We start from the raw sequence: 20747 nt of genomic DNA, 5'->3' as shown, positions 1-20747 counted from the left end.
CCCAGCATTTGGACAGAATTTAACCATCTTTTCACTGGATTAGGAGCGCCATTTGGGCTAGAATTCGCGCCCACAAAGATTGATACCTAAAAGCTACATCGTATCAACACGCTCTTTAACACTATAACCGCAACAGACTGTCCAAAAGACAGATGCTGCCCTATTGATTCAATAAATGGTATCCCATGCAACCACGAATTAATGTCGCTATGAAAGCGGCTCGCGCTGCCGCCGACTTCATCCTTCACGCGCAAGAAAAGTTCCTATTCGACAAAGAACAGGGCCAAAACGCCAACGAAGTCTACCAAAACGTATGCCAAGGCGCTGAACGCACTATCGTTCACCACCTAGAAAAAGCCTACCCAGCAGACACGATTACCACGCGTCTACAAGGCTCAGTACAAGAAGGCAACGAAGGCGAATGGATCATCGATGCCATCCAAGGTCAGCACCTGTTTACACGTAGCCTTCCAGGTCACGTGATCACCATCAGTTACCTTGTTGCGGGTAAAGTGGAACACGCGCTTATGGTTAACCCAGCGACGCGTGATGAGTTCTATGCCAGCAAAGGCCGTGGCGCTTACCTAAACAATTCTCGTATCCGTACTGGCGGCGCTCGCTCGCTAGAAAACACCACTCTTGGCTCACAATTCCCTGGCACCGAAACCACGATCGCGTACGCCGCTGGTCAATTTAAAGTGCTAGAAGAAGTTGCCCATAAAGGCGCTCGCGTGATGATGCAAGACGCACCAGCACTGATGCTAGCCAACGTTGCGGCGGGTCGCTTAGATGCTGCTTGGGGCCTAGACCTACGTGAATGGGAAGTGCAAGCACCACTGTTCATCGCTAAAGAAGCAGGCTGCCTATTTGCAGGATTTGACGGCTCACCAAACTACGAAAGTGGTCACGTTTTGTGTGCTAATCCACGCCTATTCAAATACCTATTACCGATCCTTAACAAGCAGCTTAATGGCTAATCCTTGTTAGACGGACACAAAAAAGCCAGCTCCATGAGCTGGCTTTTTTTTGCTTAAAACTTAAGTAAGTATAGATCTTACTTAGCTTTGTAAATGTTTTCGTAGCAGTAGTTGGTTGCTTCAACGAAGCCATCCACACTACCACAGTCAAAGCGGCGACCTTTGAATTTATAGCCCAACACACAACCTTCTTGCGCTTGGCGTAGGATCGCATCGGTGATCTGCACTTCACCATTTTTGCCTGGTGGTGTTTCGCGAATCTTATCAAAGATATCCGGCGTTAGGATGTAACGACCAATGATCGCTAGGTTCGAAGGCGCTTCGCCTTTTGGTGGTTTCTCAACCATGTCAGTGATACGGAAAATACCATCACTCATGGCTTCACCGGCGATCACGCCGTATTTATGGGCTTCGTCTTCTGGCACTTCTTGAATCGCGACGATTGAGCAACGGAATTGCTTGTGCAATTTCACCATCTGCGCCATCACGCCGTCGTATTCACCACCAATACATAAATCGTCTGCTAGCACTACACCAAACGACTCGTCACCGATTAAAGACTCACCAGTAAGGATCGCATGGCCTAGACCTTTCATTTCATGCTGACGGATGAACGAGAAGTTCACCGTGTCGATCAAATGACGAATACCGGTTAGGTACTCTTCTTTGGCTGTGCCGGCAATTTGATGCTCGACTTCGTAACTGATGTCAAAGTGGTCAGCAATCGAACGCTTGCCACGGCCAGTTACAAACGTAATGTTTTCTAAACCTGCTTCCACCGCTTCCTCAACACCGTATTGTACCAACGGCTTGTTTACGACTGGCAGCATCTCTTTAGGCATCGACTTTGTTGCTGGCAAAAAGCGCGTGCCGTATCCTGCAACAGGGAATAAACATTTACGAATCATAATTCTTCCTTCTCTAAAAACGAATGGGCCGCTCATACAACTAAAACAACAGCAGACCTCATTAACTTAACACTGATCGGATGACAGTATGATGAGCACACTGTGTCGCGTTATCTCCTAACGCCGCCCAATCAGGCCTATGGCACTGACGGCCTTTTGTAGGTTTTACTTATCGCACCTAATGAGTTGCACATAGCGTGCCACCGATTAGGCCAAAATCATCTAAATAATAAAACTAATTCTACACACTTGGCTGACACCTTACGGCAAACCTTGTGCAATAAAAGCAGAATTGATGTATCAAAGCTTCAACTCGCCCTCTTGCGCCTGTTCCATCTCTTCTGGCTCAGGCGTTTGATTACTCATGGAACCAGAGTCCGCTTCTGACAACATCTCCGCCGTCACGACCGGTGACACCGCGATGCCCACATGCACGTGATCACCCTGATCTTCGATCACCGTCGGCGGTGTGACTTTAATACGGTAGTAGGCATAGACAGCGATGGTTAGGTTCATGGCGCCTAGGTACCAAAACAGCGCATTGACGCTCACCACATCCATCATAAAAGACGCCACCAACGGCCCGATCACACCGCCGGCACCGTTGAATAAAATCAAGCCACTACTGGCAGACAATACTTGCTCAGGGCGCAGTTGATCATTCATATGGGATGACGACAGCGCATACATGGGGAACGTAAACGCGCCCGCCAAAAACATACCCACCAACATCAAAGCAAAGCTGTCCATACCTTGGCCAAGCGGCACCGTTAGCGCCATGATGGCCCCCACAACGCCCACCCAAAGAATGGTCATGCGCCGGTCTTGGCGATCCGATAGTTTACCAATCGGCCACTGAAGAATCATCCCACCTAAGTAGCTAGCCCCCACAAACAGCGAGATTTCGGCAATATTAAGCCCAATACTTTTACCATACAGCGCCGCTAAACCTAATAACGCACCAGCAGTAAGGCCTGCGACAAACGCGCCACTGGCACCTAAAGGCGCGGTTTTGATCAAGCCTAAAATATTCAGCTTCTCCGGCACCTCGATGGTTGGCGAGGGCGTGCGCACCATCAACAGCGGCACCAGCGCCAACGAAATCAGCACCGAGGTCAAAATAAACAGATCAAAGCCGCTAGGCGAGCCCACGTTGAGCAAGAATTGCGACAAGGTTTGGCTGGCCCACACCTCAATGATGTAGATCGAAAATAAACGCCCGCGGGTATTATTGGTGGCGATGGCATTGAGCCAACTTTCGGTAACGATAAACAGTGCCGCGTAACACAGACCTGTGCCCATACGCATCAGCATCCAAAACCATGGGTTAACGACCAGCGACTGCAGCAAAATGGTGATCGACGCCATAGAAGCCACGGCAGCAAACACTCGAATATGGCCGACATTTTTGACCCAGGTTGGCACCAGCAGCGAGCCTAGGATAAAGCCCACATAGTACGCCGACATGATCAAACCCGTGGCGGTGGTATTGAACTCTTCAATCGATGCACGAATACCTAATAACGAGCCTTGCAGCGCACCGGCCATGGTAATAATGGCGATACCAAACAACAGACTCCAAATCGGCAACAGGGTTTGCTTAAACATGAATCAACCTTCCAATGTCATTTCAGCGGGCACATAAAGCGTTTATTAAACAGCTTAAAAGTGGTTAAAGTCTAATCACATTAGCGCTCTCTTAAAAGAGCAATTGCAAGCTTTAGCCCATACAAAAAAGGCACTAGACCCTCACAGATCTAATGCCTTCCTAATAAAGCGGATCCATCAAAACAAAGACCGACCTTCCCCTACAGAATTCACCGTGGTTAGCATTCCTTGCTAAGCCGCGGCGCACCGGCCTTCATTTTGACTTCACCAAACTGGTGACGCATTAAGCGCTAAGACGCACGGCTGAAATGTTTACCCAGCAGTGCATGATAAAACTGATGATCCCCCAAAACCCCGACACACTTGCCATCACGCTCAAGCACCAAGGGAAGCTTGGTGTGATAACGAATTTCAACCGCATCGCGCATCGACACATCCACCGGCACCGTAACCACGCTTTGCTCTGGCATGTCTTCGATCGCCATGCCTTCGTGCCACTGGCTGATCGCCACATTTTGACCATGAGAACTGGCTGCTTTGAGCTGGCCGTCTTGGATGTCTAAACTCAAGTGCTCATTAACATGGTACCAGCCATCTAGCTGCGCCACTTGATCGATCGGCGTCATCAGGGCATTACCGCGCAACACATTCAATGGATTCGTGTGCGCCACAAATTTCTCCACATACTCGGTCGCTGGGTTGAGCACAATCTGCTCTGGCACATCTTCTTGGATGATGCGCGCCGACTCCATAATGGCAATCTTAGAGCCGATCTTAAGCGCCTCGTCCAAATCGTGACTCACAAAGATGATGGTTTTCTTTAAGCGTTTTTGCAGCTCGATCAGCTCATCTTGCAACTGAGAACGAATCAACGGGTCCAAGGCAGAAAACGGTTCGTCCATTAATAGAATATCCGAGTCCATCACAAAAGCGCGCGCTAAACCGACACGTTGGCGCATACCACCCGACAATTCATCTGGTTTTTTATCACGCCAATCGTATAGGCCGACCATTTTCAGCTGCTTGTTAGCACGCTCTTCACGCTCTTTTTTCGGCACGCCTTGCATTTCAAGACCAAAAGCCACGTTCTCCAGAACCGTCAACCAAGGCATCAAGGCAAAGCTTTGAAACACCATGGACACGCGATTGGTACGCATATGGCGTAAAGTATTTTCATCGCACTTGGCCATATCGACCATGCGTTCACCGTCTTTGACCAAGCAGCGGCCGCGAGCGACTTTGTTAAGCCCATTGATAGCGCGCAACAGGGTCGATTTACCCGAGCCTGACAGCCCCATCAACACACAAATCTCACCTTCTTCTACTGAGATAGTGGCATCCTGCACACCGACCACATCACCCGTGCGGGCCAAAATCTCAGGGCGGCTCATGCCTTTGTCTAACAAGCGCAGTGACTCGCGCATCTGGTTACCAAAGACAATGTCTAGATGTTCAATTTGAACCATTGGCATAACTTAACCCTCCGCCTTTGAATTAGGTGTTTTACAGATGCGATCCAGCATGATGGCCACCAACACGATCGCCACACCCGCCTCAAAGCCTTGCGAAATATTCACCGTATTTAGCGCACGTACCACAGGTTTACCCAGACCATCTGCGCCAACTAGCGCCGCGATCACCACCATCGAAAGTGACAGCATGATACATTGGGTCACACCCGCCATGATGCTTGGCATCGCCGCTGGCAACTCCACGCGGTAGAGTAATTTGGATTTGGTGCAACCAAAGGCCAAGCCGGCTTCACGCAGCTCATTAGGCACCTTACTAATGCCTAAGTAAGTCAAACGAATCGGTGCGGCGATGGCAAAAATAATGGTTGAGATCAGACCCGGCACATAGCCAAGACCGAATAGAATCAAGGTTGGGATCAAGTACACAAACGTTGGAATGGTCTGCATCAAATCCAAAATTGGGCGCAAAATCGTGTACAACAATGGACGGTGCGCCGCCGCAATACCGATCGGCACGCCGATCAAGACACTGATCATGGTCGCCGTCACCACCAACACCAAGGTTTGGATAGTTTCTTGCCAGTAGCCTAGGTTCATAATCAATAAAAACGCCAGCGTAACAAATGCCAGCATCGGCAGACTACGGTGCAGCCACCAGACAAACGCTAGAACGATCGCCACGACGGCAAAAGGGTTCATCCATTCTAGGCCATCGACCATGGCAAAAATCATGGTTTCTAGAGTGATTGAAATAAAGTCGAAAAAGAAAGAAGCAACATCGATCAACCAGTTAACAAAGGTTTCCATCGTATCGCCAAGGGGAATTTTATGCTCAGTTAGCCAATTCATACGCGAGATCTCCAAAAAACTTACAGCCGTTACCGAGACACCCTAAAAAGGGTGCCTTAGTAAGCAATTACAACAAACAGGGGGAGCGCGTATTTAGAGGCCGAGAGAGCCTTTCACAGCCGCTAGGCCGTTATCGCCAGATTGAGTAGAGACGCCTTCTAACCAAGTATCCAACACCGCTGGATTTTGTTTCAGCCATTGAGCGGCTGCGGCTTCAGGCTTTTGACCTTCGTCTAAGATCAAGCTCATCACCTCGTTTTCCATTTCGAGGGTAAAGTTAAGATTGGTTAACAAGTTGCCAACATTTGGACATTCTTCAAGGTAGCCTTTGCGTACGTTCGTGTGAACATTCGCGCCACCGTAGTTAGGGCCGAAGTAATCATCACCACCGTCTAGATAAGCCATATCAAAGTTAGCGTTCATTGGGTGTGGCTCCCAGCCTAAGAAGACAATCCACTTGTCACGGCGTGCGTTACGGTTCACCTGCGACAGCATGCCCGCCTCGCTCGACTCGACTAGCTGAAAGTCACCTAAACCAAAGGCATCTTCGTCGATCATGCTCTGAATCAGACGGTTACCATCGTTACCAGGCTCGATACCGTAGATACGACCACTGAACTCACGGGCATGCTCAGCGATATCTTCGAAGCTTGTCACACCACCATCGTAAGCCGCTTGGCTCACCGCTAGCGTGTACTTAGCACCGGTAAGGTTTGGTCCTAGATCTTCCACGGTGCCAGCTTCTAGATACGGTGCGATATCCGCCTCCATGGTTGGCATCCAGTTACCTAGGAAAATATCGATATCATTGTTGGCAAGTGACGTATACGTTACCGGCACGGACAATAGTTGTGTTTTGGTTTCATAGCCTAGACCGTCAAGCACTGTTGAAGCGATCGCTGTGGTTGCCGTGATGTCGGTCCAGCCAACATCCGAGAAACGTACAGTGGAACACTGCTCTGCCGCCATCGACAGTGACGAGGCTCCAGCAATGCATAAAGCTAATGTAGCGCGACTGAAATTCTTCATAATCTATCTCCCGTGGATTCATTCGTCATTCGTTTCACGCTCAACCAAACTCGCTACTGTCCTTAGGTAGCGCTCAGTTCGGCTGATTTAACACCAACGAAATATACTCGTTGATCATATTGGCGGCATGCTCATTATCGATGCCTCCCGCAAGGGAGCCTCGTAGCCACATACCGTCAATCATTGCCGCCACTGTAAAGGCAACCTCTCGTGCACGCTCTATCGGAAAGCGCTCACGAAAAACCACCACCAAACAGGTCTGCAATCGACGTGAATAAACTTTCTGTAATCGAAACAAAGCTGGCTTATGCATCGCCGAGGCCCAAAAACCCATCCAGGCTTTGACCACTTGCGGATGCGTTTGTGACTGGCTAATACTGGCCCGCACAATCGCCATGGCTTTATCAAAGGTGTTGCCGCTACGCACTTGTAGTTGCTCACGCTGCAACACCTCAAAAAACTCCTTAATTAGACTGCGCATGGTTTCTTCAAGCAGACCATCTTTACCACCGAAGTAGTGATTAATGATCGCCGGAGACACCCCCGCTTTTTTGCTAATTACGCTTACCGTTGCGCCAGGAAACCCTAATTCGTCGATAGCGGAAATGGTTGCTTCTATCAACTGCGGCTTTCGTATTTCTGGCATTCCAACTTTAGGCATCTGGATTCCTTTTAATTAAACAACCATTTAATAAAAACTATAGTAGACAGATCAAAAGGTAATGGTCAACCCTTAATAGCTCTAAAGATTTGGCGTCAAATAACCGAATGCTCTGGAAGTCTTGCTACGCAAGGAATAGCGCTCTAAAAAATTTTTTACACATTTCTACGAAAGTTGTTCACTTTATAGACGCTACGCTAAGTTCCTACACATAAGTTATCTAAAAACGCCACTCTGAAGCACTTAAATGTCTCTATCAACACAGGTGTGGCAGTATCAAATCTGCAATGTGCAAACCGTCTTTTCACCACACTAGGAGTGTATATGAGTCAGGCGTCCCATTTCGACGAAATTATTGACCGAACCCAAAGCCACAGTGACAAGTGGAGTAAGTATCCTGAGGACGTGATTCCGATGTGGATTGCTGATATGGATTTCGAAGCCCCTCAATGTGTGAAGGACGCTTTGCAAGAACGCGTCCAAGATGGCGTATTTGGCTACACGTTCGCCCCTAAATCACTGGTTTCTGCGATTCAGGCACACTGCCAGGAGCGCTATCAATGGCAGCCACACAGCGCCCACATCGTGCACTTGCCTGGATTGGTATGCGCACTACACTTGTGCGTACGCGCTCTGACCGAAAAAGGCGATCGCGTGATCGTTCCTAGCCCTGTTTACTATCATTTAACCAAAGCGCCAGAGATGGCTGATCGAGAACTAGACAGAATTTCCTTTGTACTCAAAGGGAATCGTTGGTCAGTGGATTTAGACACGCTCGCGCAAGCTTGCCAGCAGCCTGATGCCAAAATGATCTTGCTGTGCAACCCGCACAACCCAGGTGCCACGGTCTATACACGCCAAGAGCTTGAAGCCATCCATGCGCTTGCTGAGCAACATGACCTCATCGTCGTCTCCGATGAAATACATTGCGATTTGATTTTAAATGACCAGCCACACATCCCCTTTGCTAGCTTGAATGACGATGCCGCCCAGCGCAGTGTCACCCTGATGGCGCCATCGAAGACCTTTAACATCGCAGGGCTTGGTTATGCGTTTGCCGTAATAAGCAACGCCAAATTGCGCCAACGCTTCAATCAAGCGCGTGCTGCGCTCATCCCTGCACCAAATTTGCTCGCCCTAGTGGCTGCCGAAGCCGCCTACAGTGATGGCCAAACTTGGCACGCGCAGTTACTCGACTATTTGACTGGCAATCGTGATTATATTCGTCACGCCATCGCGGGTACGCGTATCAAGATGGCCGATCATGATGCTACTTATTTAGCTTGGTTGGATGTGAGTGACTATTCACTTGAGGACCCGCACAAGTTCTTTTTAGAGGCTGGTGTCGGTATTTCTGATGGTGAAGGTTTTGGCGCACCGGGCTTTATTCGCCTAAACTTTGGATGTTCGCGACAACAACTACAAAACGCGATGCACCGTATTTTGACTGCACTGGATTCCCTGTCGTAACGTCTACCCGTCGTCAACATACGTCATTTAATTGCCCTACGTGGAGGTGTCTATGTTGACGACCCTTGATCTATCGGCCCTCGAGAGTCCGAGCCCAACCCCAAATGACGATGTAAACACCGATCTTGATACACTCAATGAACTGATCTTTGCCATCGCCCCCGAGGCGAAAGTCATCCCCGAACAAGGCGTACGCGTCTTTTATCTGGGCCAACGCTGGGCCTTTGCCCTAGTGCCCCATCAAAAAAGCTTAAGCCTGTACCACAGCAGCGAACTAGAACTATCAAGCTACTTAGAGCGTCTTAATCACGTCCATCTTGGCGATCATTGCTTAATCATCGACAACTTAGACGAAGTCAATTTAAACGTTTTAGTGGAGCTTCTAGCGATGCTTAAAGTCGATATCCAACGCCAACAACCCTTGGACTTTTCCTTACATTAGTACCCCAACCCAGCCGTTACCTTAGCAGCCTAAACCCACACGTCTGCTAAGTGCCCACCACGCACCTGTGCTCACGCCGCGCTTGGCTACCCGCCATAGCGTCGCTGACACAAGCACACTAATACTCTAAAAAACCGCTGAATAAGCGCTTTAAATCATTGTTATTTCTGGCTTTTAATTTTAACGTAAAGGCAAAAGGATTCGTCGTCATAGGAGAGCTATATGTCGCACCACCACCTGACTGCCAAGGAAGCCCGCATCATCGGCAGCCTAATCGAAAAGTCCATCGTCACCCCGGACCATTATCCGATGACGCTCAACGCCCTAAGCAACGCCTGCAACCAAAAATCCAGCCGCGACCCAGTCGTCAGCTACGATGATCTAGACGTACAAAACAGCGTCGATGGCCTAGTCGCCCGCGGTCTGGTCACCGAAGTGTTTCACAACGGCAGCCGCGTACCCAAATACCAGCATCGCTTTTGCAATACTGAGTTTTCTGACCTGCAATTTGATGCCGGCCAAACCGCAATCGTCTGCCTATTACTTCTACGCGGCCCACAGACACCTGGCGAGTTGCGCTCACGCAGCGGCCGCTTACATGCGTTTGCCAGCATTCAAGAGGTCGAGCAAAGCCTAAATGCCCTGCGCGACAATATCCACGGCCCCTTTGTTGAACAACTGCCGCGCGAACCTGGCAAGCGAGAAGCCCGCTACCAAGAGCTGTTTTGCTTTGAAAACAATGAACCCAGCGCCGCCGCTGACAATGACGCAGCGACCGTTGCACCAAACACATCAGCCGAGCTTGAACAACGCGTCGCAACCCTAGAACAACTTGTCCAAGATTTGCACCAACGCTTAGCTGCCCTTGAAGGCAACGCTGAACTATAATACTGGATACGCAACGAAAAACGCCCACTGAGGAGCCTGTGATGAATGAAGTACGCTGGGGAATAATTGGGACAGGCACGATCGCGCAAGCCTTTGCCGCGGATTTTGCTTACGCTAAAACCGGTGAATTGCGCGCAGTCGCCTCACGCAATAAACAGAGCGCCGATGACTTTGCCGAGCGCTTTAACATCGACCTAGCCATGGTCGACTATTTCTCCTTAATCAACAGCCACGAAGTGGATGTTATCTATTTAGGCGTGCCTCACAGCCTTCACTACGAACTCACCAAAGCCTGCATCCTCGCGGGCAAATCCGTGCTGTGTGAAAAACCATTTACCTTAAATGAAGCCCAAGCGGCCGAGCTATTTGACCTAGCCGCCGAGCATGAAGTGTTTGTCATGGAAGCCATGTGGACGCGCTTTAATCCAGCGGTTGAGCAAGCCTTAGAATGGATCGAAGAAGGGGAAATCGGCACACTACAAAGCATCCAAGCCAGCCTCTGCTTCAAAGGCTCACAGGACCCAAATGGCCGCTTGCTAAACAAAGAACTGGGTGGCGGTGCATTACTAGACGTGGGCATTTACCCGATCTTTTTAGCGCAGCTATTCTTTGGTAAGCCTGACTTCATGCAAAACCAAGCCTTAGTCGGCGATACCGATGTCGATGTGTTTGAGCAACTACTGCTCGGCTGGGACGATGGCCAAATGGCGTCACTTGAATCCTCCATCGTCAGCCAACAGCCTAACCGCGCCATCTTATCTGGCAGCGACGGCTACATCGAATTTGGTCACAACTGGCACCTTGCCAAATCCCTGACACTGGTGAAAGACGGCGGCGCCGAGCACAATATCGAATTTGACTTCCCAGGTCTTGGCTACCAATTTGAAGTCGAAGAAGTGAACCGCTGTATCGAAGAAGGCCTGACACAGAGCCCAAATCACAGCTGGCAAGACACCCTCAACCTACTCGCCACCATGGACGAAATTCGCCAAGATATCGGCGTCTACTACCCGGGTGAGCCAGAGCCCTGTGATCATGACTGCGATATCGAGCACCATCATCACGAGCACGCCCACCACCAACACTAAATTGTCTAGCGCACTAGCCCAGCCAACGCTGGGCCAGTGCCATACTGACCGGCACCGTGACCAACGACATCGCCGTTTGCAACGTAATAAATACCGCAATACGCTCCGCATCGCCGCCTAACTGACGCGCCAAGGCATAACCTGACGGCGCCGTCGGCACCAAACCAAACAGCAACGCCACATACGCCGCCAAGCCACTAATGCCGAGCAGATGACAGGCCAATAAAATCCCCGCTGGGAACACTAAAAAGCGCCCCGCACTAGAGATCCAAAATGGCAGCCCAACACCGCGAATAGTCGTCAAACGAACGCCCGCACCCACTGCCAGCAACACCAACGGCAAGGTCGCACGTGACAGCATCTCCACCATCTCCGACACAATCGGAATCGGTGTTAGCCCCAACAAATTCAGACTAATGCCACACACAATCGACATGATCAGCGGATTCTTCACCAGCTCCTTACTGACCAACTTCGGTAGCGACACCTCTTTGTCGCCATGCATCGTGACCATAAAGATCACCAAAAAGATATTAATACTCGGAATCAACACCGCCGCGCCCAGCACCGCCAGAGCCAACCCCTCGGTACCAAACAAACGCTCAGCAAAACCCAATGCCACAAACGTATTAAAGCGCACACCTGCTTGCACCATCGACGTAATGGTCGGATTAGGCTGCTTAATCACCCGCGCCAGCACAAATACAAACAGCGCCGTACACGCCATCGCCCCGACCAACGTCATGGCATAGCGACTCAGCATCGGATTACTAAAATCAATCACACTGGTTTTGGTGAACAACAGCGCTGGAAACAAGCACCAATACACCAGCTTATCTACGCCCTGCCAAAACCCTTCAAATGGAAAACGCTGACGCTGCAGCAACGCCCCCATCAACAACAATAAAAAGACCGGCAAAATCGCCGTAAACACCGTCATCACAATCCCCTCTCTCTCTGATAGGCACGCATGATACAGCAGACTAACGCCACGTGCGTAAACGCAAACGAATTAATCCCACCGATATGCTCTTAAGGGGATAAAAGGAATAGATAAGTCGAGAATGAAACAGCCAATACCCACTAACCTAGATAAGATATGGCAAGAATAATTGATTAAATCAATTTTTTGACACAAGACTATTTTCTTTACAAATAGCCCCAGATATTCTTCACTTTACTTACACTGACAAGAGGAAACACCATGCAGCCCATTGATTTTCAAGAACTCGCATGCCGCGAATGTGCACAAGCATGTGATCTTGGCTTTGACTTCAGCATGGCGTTTCAACCGATTGTCGACGTATCCACCAAAACTGTATTCGCCAAAGAAGCCCTTGTACGTGGCACCAATGGCGAAGGCGCCGGCGAAGTGTTCAAACACGTCACCGAAGACAACCGCTACCGCTTCGACCAAAGCTGTCGTGTTAAAGCCATCAAACTGGCCGCCGAGCTCGGCATTACCTCTTACCTGTGTATCAACTTTTTACCTAATGCCGTCTACAAACCCGAGCTGTGCATCCGCACCACCCTCGCCGCGGCCAAAAACTACGATTTCGATCCACGTAAAATCATCTTCGAATTTACCGAAAACGAACGCATCATCGACCATGATCACCTGATCAACATCGTCAACCACTACCAACAACTTGGCTTCACCACCGCCATCGACGACTTCGGCTCCGGCTACAACGGCCTCGGCTTACTCTCTGACGTCAAAGTCGACATCAGCAAAATCGACATGCAACTGGTGCGTGACATCGATCAAGACACCACCAAACAGAAAATCGTCCAACACACCGTCAACCTACTCAACGACCTCGGCCAACGCATCATCGCCGAAGGCATCGAAACCGAAGCCGAATACCGCACCCTACGCGCCATGGGCATCACCCTCTTCCAAGGCTTCCTCTTTGCCAAACCCAGCTTCGAAGCCGTCCCCGACATCTACTGGCCAGAAGACTAACCCCACCTCGTACAATGTACGAAGCGATTGCATCGGCGACCAACAAGCCCTTTGTACGAGGCGATTGCATCGGCGACCCAAAAGCCCTTGTACGAGGCGATTGCATCGGCGACCCAAAAGCCCTTGTACTAGGCGATTGCATCGGCCACCCAGGTCTACTGTAGGACCGCGGTTTCCGCGGGAGATAAGTCCTTTGTACGAGGCGATTTCATCGGCGACCAAATTACCTGTAGGACCGCGGTTTCCGCGGGAGATAAGCCCTTTGTTCGAGGCGATTGCATCGGCGACCAACAAGCCCTTTGTTCGAGGCGATTGCATCGGCGACCCAAAAGCCCTTTGTACGAGGCGATTGCATCGGCGACCAACAAGCCCTTGTACGAGGCGATTGCATCGGCGACCCAAAAGCCCTTGTACGAGGCGATTGCATCGGCGACCCAAAAGCCCTTGTACGAGGCGATTGCATCGGCGACCAACAAGCACTTTGTACGAGGCGATTTCATCGGCGACCAAAATCACCTCTAGGAGAAAAGGTTTTCGGTTAGCAATCCTAAGCCGCCTGTCCGGCGGTGAAGCTGCTCAGAAAATGAAGAGGCAATATCGTATTTTTCTAAGCCGCCTGTCCGGCGGTGAAGTTCATGGCTTCATAGCGTGGTCACGCGCAATGTTTCTAAGCCGCCTGTCCGGCGGTGAAGTTCATGGCTTCATGGCGTGGTCACGCGCAATGTTTCTAAGCCGCCTGTCCGGCGGTGAACGCCTGCCCATCGTTTGGTAATGAACTTCGCTATTTCTAAGCCGCCTGTTCGGCGGTGAAGCAGGCAAAAAACTTGCGTCTGTAGTTTCTGGGTTTCTAAGCCGCCTGTTCGGCGGTGAAGGCTATCGGGACAGAGCGGACGGTGTTTGGGCATTTCTAAGCCGCCTGTTCGGCGGTGAAGACCATGCCGACTCGCTCAAAGTTCGTCGGAACTTTCTAAGCCGCCTGTTCGGCGGTGAAGGGTTAAACGGCTCAGGGTATTTGTAGTGTGCTTTTCTAAGCCGCCTGTTCGGCGGTGAAGGTATTATCGAGAGGCATAAAAAAAGCCCGGTTTTTCTAAGCCGCCTGTTCGGCGGTGAAGTGAAACAGTATAAAACTTCTTATTTTCATATATTTCTAAGCCGCCTGTTCGGCGGTGAAGTTTGGCCCATGCTTGCAGCTTGTCGCCCGTTATTTCTAAGCCGCCTGTTCGGCGGTGAAGGGAATGCCCGCAACTACTAGGCCAATATCCTTTTTCTAAGCCGCCTGTTCGGCGGTGAAGTATAACTTTCAAGTACAAAGCTGAACCTTTCATTTCTAAGCCGCCTGTCCGGCGGTGAAGGGCTACAAACGCTTAACTGTAACTCTGTTGATTTTCTAAGCCGCCTGTCCGGCGGTGAAGCAGTTTTAGATGTAGCTGCAATCCACGAATACTTTCTAAGCCGCCTGTTCGGCGGTGAAGCGAAAGCAAACCAGCGCCCACGGCCATAATCTTTTCTAAGCCGCCTGTTCGGCGGTGAAGAATGGGAAGACCAGTTCGCGCTCCCGTCATACTTTCTAAGCCGCCTGTTCGGCGGTGAAGCTGTCGTTGCGTGCCGATCCGTAAGGGTAGTCTTTCTAAGCCGCCTGTTCGGCGGTGAAGGACATTGCACACATGACCGCGTGGGGCGGCGTTTTCTAAGCCGCCTGTTCGGCGGTGAAGACAGTCTCGGCGCCGCTCGCGTTGCGTGCATATTTCTAAGCCGCCTGTTCGGCGGTGAAGTGACGCCCCTTCTTGAGTGGGGACGACTGATCTTTCTAAGCCGCCTGTTCGGCGGTGAAGGCTTAGCTGGGACCTCAAGCAATTCAGCACGCTTTCTAAGCCGCCTGTTCGGCGGTGAAGACACGCTCGAAGTGATCACGCCGGTGGAGATCTTTCTAAGCCGCCTGTTCGGCGGTGAAGAACGCCAGCTGATCTACATCGGCACTGCATCGTTTCTAAGCCGCCTGTTCGGCGGTGAAGATTGATCGATCTCTTCCTCGTAACGCCACTCCTTTCTAAGCCGCCTGTTCGGCGGTGAAGGAACGTGTGCCGGACAACGCGCCGCCGCTGTCTTTCTAAGCCGCCTGTTCGGCGGTGAAGAAACATTTAAGGTAAGTGTTAAGAATCTCAATTTTCTAAGCCGCCTGTTCGGCGGTGAAGTTGCACTTCACTGATGATGACGTAGATGTGTGTTTCTAAGCCGCCTGTTCGGCGGTGAAGTTGAGTATTTGGGAAAAACAACGCTAAATGACTTTCTAAGCCGCCTGTTCGGCGGTGAAGTTCAAAGCGCTTACGGCCATCAATGACAGCGCTTTCTAAGCCGCCTGTTCGGCGGTGAAGTCAGAGAATTTGCCGATAGTATCGACTTGGAATTTCTAAGCCGCCTGTTCGGCGGTGAAGTGGATTGCTCATCACTGGTGAGATACCTAATATTTCTAAGCCGCCTGTTCGGCGGTGAAGACTGATGTCCAGCCCAGAACGCCGGAAATGATTTTCTAAGCCGCCTGTTCGGCGGTGAAGAAACCCAACTTGGGTGTTAGGCTAAAATGCCATTTCTAAGCCGCCTGTTCGGCGGTGAAGATGGTCAGATGCAGGCTATGGCGCTCGGTGGGTTTCTAAGCCGCCTGTTCGGCGGTGAAGATACACCAGTAATTTCTATACCCACTGGTCGTTTTCTAAGCCGCCTGTTCGGCGGTGAAGATAACGGCAACTTTGCTGTCAACGCAGATACATTTCTAAGCCGCCTGTTCGGCGGTGAAGCGTTGGTAGTGTTCCGGCTGGCTGCGCAGTGTTTTCTAAGCCGCCTGTTCGGCGGTGAAGGTGAAATAAGCACCACCATTTCCGGCGTTCTGTTTCTAAGCCGCCTGTTCGGCGGTGAAGGCTTTGGCCCAGACAGAGAGAATTTCGATAACTTTCTAAGCCGCCTGTTCGGCGGTGAAGTCTGTGTAATGCATGCCGGCGCCTGCCGGATATTTCTAAGCCGCCTGTTCGGCGGTGAAGGAAACATGCCATGTCGGCGTGTTGAAGTTGATTTTCTAAGCCGCCTGTTCGGCGGTGAAGATGGGCGAGAAATCAAGACTATCGTCAGCGATTTTCTAAGCCGCCTGTTCGGCGGTGAAGTCAATGACTTCGATGAACACCACATCTCCGTCTTTCTAAGCCGCCTGTTCGGCGGTGAAGCTGTGAGCTTGTCAGACTTGAGAATCTGTGCATTTCTAAGCCGCCTGTTCGGCGGTGAAGGCAGTTGTTAGCAACCTAGGCCTGCGTCGACATTTCTAAGCCGCCTGTTCGGCGGTGAAGTCAAGAAATGCTTGTATTCGCTTACAGCTACATTTCTAAGCCGCCTGTTCGGCGGTGAAGAGCTGCATTGGTCTAGCGTCATCCTAGGCAAATTTCTAAGCCGCCTGTTCGGCGGTGAAGACCTTGACCATTCTTCGTTTTAGTCATTCTCTTTTCTAAGCCGCCTGTTCGGCGGTGAAGACCTTGACCATTCTTCGTTTTAGTCATTCTCTTTTCTAAGCCGCCTGTTCGGCGGTGAAGACATTCGGCATGGCAGATATGCACGCCATCTATTTCTAAGCCGCCTGTTCGGCGGTGAAGATTTATGACCGCCACAAATACGACATGCTGCATTTCTAAGCCGCCTGTTCGGCGGTGAAGCGCTGTACATAATTACTTTTTCTTCTGACATGTTTCTAAGCCGCCTGTTCGGCGGTGAAGAACGAAGAACTTCAAAGCGCGATAGATTCAGTTTTCTAAGCCGCCTGTTCGGCGGTGAAGGTGAAATCAGACCTAGCCCGTCAGAACTACATTTTCTAAGCCGCCTGTTCGGCGGTGAAGGTGAAATCAGACCTAGCCCGTCAGAACTACATTTTCTAAGCCGCCTGTTCGGCGGTGAAGTCCGGATGTAAGTGATCGTTATATTACCTTTATTTCTAAGCCGCCTGTTCGGCGGTGAAGACCCTGCGCGAAAACGGCGATACGTTGCGGCATTTCTAAGCCGCCTGTTCGGCGGTGAAGTATGTTGATGTGGTTGACTTCAGTACTGGGGTTTTCTAAGCCGCCTGTTCGGCGGTGAAGCTTATGTGTGGTGACTCGAACTCAGAACCATGTTTTCTAAGCCGCCTGTTCGGCGGTGAAGAATGCCATTGCAAAGGGTGTTGCTCGCTCCTTTTTCTAAGCCGCCTGTTCGGCGGTGAAGCTTACCTTGGCTCTGGCCTTCCATCAGCTCGCTTTCTAAGCCGCCTGTTCGGCGGTGAAGTTGGTGCTGTGTTTGCTAAATTCGAGGGTTATTTTCTAAGCCGCCTGTTCGGCGGTGAAGCTTTCTGAATTGTCTGACGGCTCAGTTAAGCATTTCTAAGCCGCCTGTTCGGCGGTGAAGGTGGTGATCTCCGCCTCGATCGGTTGCGATACTTTCTAAGCCGCCTGTTCGGCGGTGAAGTTGTGCGTATGGGGTTTGGTGGCCTGTTCAGTTTCTAAGCCGCCTGTTCGGCGGTGAAGAGCCAAAGAACTGATCGTAAAAATCGTTGACCTTTCTAAGCCGCCTGTTCGGCGGTGAAGGGTATTGTGGTCCAGGGTTTTAAGTTGGCGCTTTTCTAAGCCGCCTGTTCGGCGGTGAAGCCAGAGATACACACAAACCTTTTTATTGAGCATTTCTAAGCCGCCTGTTCGGCGGTGAAGTTTCTTTATGATTCGAGCGTTACGAAACTCGGTTTCTAAGCCGCCTGTTCGGCGGTGAAGATCAAAGTGCAGGTCGAGAAATACGAAGACGATTTCTAAGCCGCCTGTTCGGCGGTGAAGGGATCGAGGCAATGGATCCAGTGGCTATAGCTTTTCTAAGCCGCCTGTTCGGCGGTGAAGTTGTTACCAATTGGTCACAAATTTAGCGCGCCTTTCTAAGCCGCCTGTTCGGCGGTGAAGATGAGTATGATCCATTGCGCGCAAACTACTTCTTTCTAAGCCGCCTGTTCGGCGGTGAAGCATTGCCGTCGCCATCCAGTATGGCTACTACGTTTCTAAGCCGCCTGTTCGGCGGTGAAGAAGCAGGTCGGTAAATATCGGCAGTATTTTCATTTCTAAGCCGCCTGTTCGGCGGTGAAGTAGCCAAGAACATAGACGGCCTAGACGCTAATTTTCTAAGCCGCCTGTTCGGCGGTGAAGTATTCCGCCCATTGCGCTTGCGTCATATAAGGTTTCTAAGCCGCCTGTTCGGCGGTGAAGTCTGCCTTGGCTTGCTCGGGGTCGATGCTTTCTTTCTAAGCCGCCTGTTCGGCGGTGAAGACCGATCTGACGGGCGACAAGCTCACGGCATGTTTCTAAGCCGCCTGTTCGGCGGTGAAGGGGCTAGATGGGATCAATCCCATGTCGTTAATTTTCTAAGCCGCCTGTTCGGCGGTGAAGTTAGAAGAACAGTGTCCTCCTATAGAAGAACATTTCTAAGCCGCCTGTTCGGCGGTGAAGTAGCCAAGAACATAGACGGCCTAGACGCTAATTTTCTAAGCCGCCTGTTCGGCGGTGAAGAACTTTGTGGTTTTGCACTCTATTACCGGTAATTTCTAAGCCGCCTGTTCGGCGGTGAAGGAAGTAGTTAATGCCAATGATCCAGTTAAGGTTTTCTAAGCCGCCTGTTCGGCGGTGAAGATTACAGTCAATAATAATGGTACTGTGGTTGCTTTCTAAGCCGCCTGTTCGGCGGTGAAGCAATTCCTAGCGCCATGGATTGGGCCATTCAGTTTCTAAGCCGCCTGTTCGGCGGTGAAGACAGCGGTTATTTAAAGTATTGGAATGGGCTATTTCTAAGCCGCCTGTTCGGCGGTGAAGTGTACATCTTCTTTCTAGCCGTGGTCGCCTGCTTTCTAAGCCGCCTGTTCGGCGGTGAAGACAACGGTATTAGGCGCCACGCTGAATACGAATTTCTAAGCCGCCTGTTCGGCGGTGAAGAAAGCGGCGTTCTGTCTGGGCCATGATGTCGATTTCTAAGCCGCCTGTTCGGCGGTGAAGCTTACGAAGCAATAACAGGTCATGCGCTGCGCTTTCTAAGCCGCCTGTTCGGCGGTGAAGCTTCGAATACGCCAGTAATTTCTATGCCTACTTTTCTAAGCCGCCTGTTCGGCGGTGAAGCTGGGCAACGGCTACACAGGCCGCTCTTGTCTTTTCTAAGCCGCCTGTTCGGCGGTGAAGGGTTATGTCTGATCGTCACAACTTAAAAATCTTTTCTAAGCCGCCTGTTCGGCGGTGAAGGTGGATCTGGTGCGAACCTCCCAGTAAAAGAATTTCTAAGCCGCCTGTTCGGCGGTGAAGATCGACGGCCGCTCGTTTGCCGTCACCGCTGCTTTCTAAGCCGCCTGTTCGGCGGTGAAGACCAAATCCCATACGCACGATGGCAGCGTTAATTTTCTAAGCCGCCTGTTCGGCGGTGAAGTATTGGGGGTGCATATCATAATGCCTCAAGATTTTCTAAGCCGCCTGTTCGGCGGTGAAGTGGCTCAAGGATGGGCCGCAGATCACCAAACTTTTCTAAGCCGCCTGTTCGGCGGTGAAGAATTGTCAATCTCCACGCTACTGGATGCCAGTTTTCTAAGCCGCCTGTTCGGCGGTGAAGCTGCGTGCGAATTACTTCGGTGTAACGCAAGTTTTCTAAGCCGCCTGTTCGGCGGTGAAGTAGACAAAATTATCAGTATCTAGTTGATTGTTAAAGAGCTTTGTCTATCAGACACAAAAACACCCTTTTTTATCAGAAAAAAAGCAAAGCCCGTATTTACGGGCTTTGGCAGGCGTCACTAAATAAAGGGTTAAAACTTAGGCACAGGCGTTGTCGAGCTCAGCCCATATTTTGAAAACTGTATTTCGTTAGATTGAGAACCTTCGGAAATCACGGTTTGTTTGATAAATAAGGGAAACTGCTCGCCTGTTGATTGACTCTTAATACGCACAAAAGGCAAATCTAGTGCTTTCGCTGCGCTGTCAGGTATTTGCTCAACCGCTTGTTCGTAGCTAAGCCCGTGACGCTTCATTGCTCGGCGACGCAATCGATCAGGATTACTTTGCACATGAATACGCTGTACTAGCCAATACTCACCTGTTTTCGGAACTTCAGTAATGTCGGATACCTGAGTAAAGTCTCCTAACCCTTTGCGCCATGGCAATGACTCCAGTTCAGATAGCTTTACTTGAGTACTGTGCAGTCTTAAGCGTTTACCTAATGATTTTTTACCCGCATCAGGAAAACTAACGCCAATATCATGGTTAGATACTTCGACGAGTGCGCGATGCAGTTTGCTAAACAACGCATTCATAAGAATGGGAGCCGTAAATTCAGGGTCTTCTAGAATTTTAATATCTAAATAATAATCCATTA

Annotated in this window: 14 protein-coding genes and 1 CRISPR repeat array; of the genes, 6 read left to right on the top strand and 8 right to left on the bottom strand. The window is 50.5% G+C overall.

Annotation, left to right across the window (positions count from 1 at the left end):
- The first annotated feature begins 185 nt into the window (after positions 1-185).
- Positions 186-977, top strand: coding sequence for an inositol monophosphatase family protein (locus JQX58_RS08885; RefSeq protein ID WP_204146481.1), 792 nt, complete (start codon positions 186-188; stop codon positions 975-977).
- Between the two features lie 77 nt (positions 978-1054).
- Here the strand turns inward: JQX58_RS08885 and galU are convergent, their stop codons facing one another.
- The 6 genes from galU to betI all read right to left on the bottom strand — a co-directional run bounded on the left by galU (position 1055) and on the right by betI (position 7504).
- A complete protein-coding gene (galU, locus tag JQX58_RS08880; RefSeq protein ID WP_204146480.1) occupies positions 1055-1885 on the bottom strand; it encodes a UTP--glucose-1-phosphate uridylyltransferase GalU in 831 nt (276 codons plus the stop codon).
- Positions 1886-2185: 300 nt separating this feature from the next.
- Positions 2186-3493 carry an MFS transporter gene (locus JQX58_RS08875; RefSeq protein ID WP_204146479.1) on the bottom strand — a complete coding sequence of 436 codons (1308 nt, stop codon included), beginning with the start codon at positions 3491-3493 and terminating at the stop codon, positions 2186-2188.
- Positions 3494-3783: 290 nt separating this feature from the next.
- Complete coding sequence (choV, locus tag JQX58_RS08870) at positions 3784-4965, bottom strand: choline ABC transporter ATP-binding protein (protein WP_204146478.1); 1182 nt, start codon at positions 4963-4965, stop codon at positions 3784-3786.
- A 3-nt stretch (positions 4966-4968) separates the two neighbouring features.
- Complete coding sequence (gene choW / locus JQX58_RS08865) at positions 4969-5814, bottom strand: choline ABC transporter permease subunit (protein WP_204146477.1); 846 nt, start codon at positions 5812-5814, stop codon at positions 4969-4971.
- 93 nt (positions 5815-5907) lie between these two features.
- Complete coding sequence (locus tag JQX58_RS08860; RefSeq protein WP_204146476.1) at positions 5908-6843, bottom strand: choline ABC transporter substrate-binding protein; 936 nt, start codon at positions 6841-6843, stop codon at positions 5908-5910.
- A gap of 73 nt (positions 6844-6916) precedes the next feature.
- Positions 6917-7504, bottom strand: a complete 588-nt coding sequence (gene betI, locus JQX58_RS08855; RefSeq protein ID WP_204146475.1) for a transcriptional regulator BetI — start codon at positions 7502-7504, stop codon at positions 6917-6919.
- A gap of 324 nt (positions 7505-7828) precedes the next feature.
- Here betI and JQX58_RS08850 point away from each other — a divergent pair, with 324 nt between their 5' ends.
- The 4 genes from JQX58_RS08850 (at position 7829) to JQX58_RS08835 (ending at position 11392) form a co-directional block, all read left to right on the top strand.
- Positions 7829-8974, top strand: a complete 1146-nt coding sequence (locus JQX58_RS08850) for a MalY/PatB family protein (protein ID WP_204146474.1) — start codon at positions 7829-7831, stop codon at positions 8972-8974.
- Positions 8975-9026: 52 nt separating this feature from the next.
- Complete coding sequence (locus JQX58_RS08845) at positions 9027-9416, top strand: DUF1801 domain-containing protein (protein ID WP_204146473.1); 390 nt, start codon at positions 9027-9029, stop codon at positions 9414-9416.
- A gap of 222 nt (positions 9417-9638) precedes the next feature.
- A complete protein-coding gene (locus JQX58_RS08840; RefSeq protein WP_204146472.1) occupies positions 9639-10304 on the top strand; it encodes a YceH family protein in 666 nt (221 codons plus the stop codon).
- 41 nt (positions 10305-10345) lie between these two features.
- Positions 10346-11392, top strand: coding sequence for a Gfo/Idh/MocA family protein (locus JQX58_RS08835; RefSeq protein WP_204146471.1), 1047 nt, complete (start codon positions 10346-10348; stop codon positions 11390-11392).
- Between the two features lie 13 nt (positions 11393-11405).
- On the opposite strand, the gene JQX58_RS08830 is transcribed toward JQX58_RS08835, so the two are convergent.
- Positions 11406-12332 (bottom strand): AEC family transporter, encoded by a 927-nt coding sequence (locus JQX58_RS08830; RefSeq protein WP_204146470.1) that lies wholly within the window; start codon positions 12330-12332, stop codon positions 11406-11408.
- 264 nt (positions 12333-12596) lie between these two features.
- Between JQX58_RS08830 and JQX58_RS08825 the strand changes: the two genes are divergently transcribed.
- Positions 12597-13358 (top strand): EAL domain-containing protein, encoded by a 762-nt coding sequence (locus JQX58_RS08825; RefSeq protein WP_204146469.1) that lies wholly within the window; start codon positions 12597-12599, stop codon positions 13356-13358.
- Positions 13359-13902: 544 nt separating this feature from the next.
- Positions 13903-20051: a CRISPR direct-repeat array (repeat unit 28 nt; unit sequence TTTCTAAGCCGCCTGTTCGGCGGTGAAG).
- A 130-nt stretch (positions 20052-20181) separates the two neighbouring features.
- Here JQX58_RS08825 and cas6f read toward each other — a convergent pair.
- Entirely contained in the window at positions 20182-20745 is a 564-nt protein-coding gene (gene cas6f / locus JQX58_RS08820) for a type I-F CRISPR-associated endoribonuclease Cas6/Csy4 (RefSeq protein WP_204146468.1), read from the bottom strand.
- Between the last annotated feature and the right edge of the window lie 2 nt (positions 20746-20747).

It is taken from the genome of Marinomonas ostreistagni (assembly GCF_016888445.1).
GTDB classification, from domain to species: Bacteria; Pseudomonadota; Gammaproteobacteria; order Pseudomonadales; family Marinomonadaceae; genus Marinomonas; species Marinomonas ostreistagni.
The sequence above is the reverse complement of the archived record's forward strand: the minus strand, read 5'-3'. Positions and strand labels throughout refer to the sequence as shown.